The organism is Streptomyces niveiscabiei (assembly GCF_001419795.1).
Lineage (GTDB): Bacteria > Actinomycetota > Actinomycetes > Streptomycetales > Streptomycetaceae > Streptomyces > Streptomyces niveiscabiei.
In genome coordinates, this window is sequence record NZ_LIRL01001017.1 from 1 (window position 1) to 1659 (window position 1659).

Annotated in this window: 2 protein-coding genes; both read left to right on the plus strand. The window is 72.8% G+C overall.

Translation table 11 applies throughout. The annotated features are described in order from the left end of the window. Nucleotides 1-618, plus strand: a 618-nt coding sequence (locus AOK24_RS38970) for an alpha-isopropylmalate synthase regulatory domain-containing protein (protein ID WP_276206888.1), incomplete at its 5' end; no start/stop codon positions are given. A 140-nt stretch (nucleotides 619-758) separates the two neighbouring features. Next, nucleotides 759-1659: hypothetical protein (locus AOK24_RS49960; protein ID WP_055724662.1), on the plus strand; the 901-nt coding region annotated here is incomplete at its 3' end.

Sequence of the window (1659 nt, forward strand, 5' to 3'; positions counted from 1 at the left end):
GGCAACAGCATGCGCATGCTGGTCTCGGACATGGCGGGCCGCGCCTCCGTGGAGCTGAAGGGCAAGGAACTCGGCATCGACCTCGGCGGCGACCGCGAACTGGTCGGCCGGGTGGTGGCCCGCGTCAAGGAACGCGAGCTGGCGGGCTACACGTACGAAGCGGCCGACGCCAGCTTCGAACTCCTCCTGCGCGCCGAGGTCAAGGGCAGCCCCCTGCGCTACTTCGAGGTCGAGTCCTGGCGGGCGATCGTCGAGGACCGCCCCGACGGCACCCACGCGAACGAGGCCACGGTCAAACTCTGGGCCAAGGGCGAGCGCATCGTCGCCACGGCGGAGGGCAACGGCCCGGTCAACGCCCTGGACCGGGCCCTGCGCGTGGCCCTGGAGAAGATCTACCCCCAGCTCGCCAAGCTGGACCTCGTCGACTACAAGGTCCGCATCCTGGAAGGCGTCCACGGCACCCAGTCCACGACCCGCGTCCTCATCTCCACCACGGACGGCTCCGGCGAATGGCAGACGGTAGGCGTCGCGGAAAACGTCATCGCCGCCTCCTGGCAGGCCCTGGAGGACGCCTACACCTACGGCCTCCTCCGCGCGGCCGTCGCCCCGGCGGAGTAACTCCGTACACCTCCCGGCCGACGGCGACACCCCTGCCGTACCGCCGGACCCCTCGGACCACGGACACCACATTCCGCGTGCCGGGGGCCCGCAGGCGCACCGACGTGCCGCCCCGGGCGACACGCCGTAGCGTCGGTCCTATGAAGGTCAAAGGCGCCATCCTGCTCGGGCTGGCCCTGGCGGTGCTGATCATCCTGCCGGCGACCGCCCCGCCCGCCCGTACGGCGACGACGGCCACGAGCCTGACGACGATCGCGACGGCGCTGCGGCAGAGCCCGGTGTATGTGGACCCGGCGGCCCGCGGCCAGCTCTCCGAGCAGGACGAACGGGCTCTGGCGGACCGGATCGAGGACGCGGGCAAGCCCCTGTTCGTCGCGGTGCTGCCGGCCGGTTATCCGACCGCGTCCCTGTTCCAGAACCTCCGTACGGCCACCGGGATCACGGGTTTGTACGCGATCCGCCTGGGCACGAGGTTCGACGCCAGAGCAGACGCCCGGGTCCTGCCGGGACCGGCGGTCGCCAACCTCGTACAGAGCGTGCGCGCGACGACCGAGACCGGCACCCAGCTCACCGACTTCACGACCCGCGCCCTCACGAACATGACCGGCAGGGCCCCCGCGACCTGGGGTTCCCCGGACGGCACCGGCGTCTCGACGACCGCGCTGGTCACGGCGGGCGGAGTCCTCGCGGCGGCCGGCGCGGGCGCGTACGTCCTGGTACGCCGCACCAGGCGCCGCAAGGCGGAGGAACAGCGCGCCGCCCTGGACCGGCTGCGCGTCGTCGTGGACGAGGACATCACGGCCTTCGGCGAGGAACTCGACCGCCTCGACTTCCACCCGGCGGAAAAAGGGGCGGACGACGCGATGCGGGCCGACTATGAGCGCGCGCTCGACGCGTACGACACGGCGAAGTCGGCGATGGCGCGGGCGACGCGCCCTGACGACGTCCGGGGCGTCACCCAGGCCCTGGAGGACGGCCGCTTCTCGCTGGCCCAGCTGGCCGCCCGCCGGGAGGGCCGCCCCCTCCCGGCGGGCGGCCAGC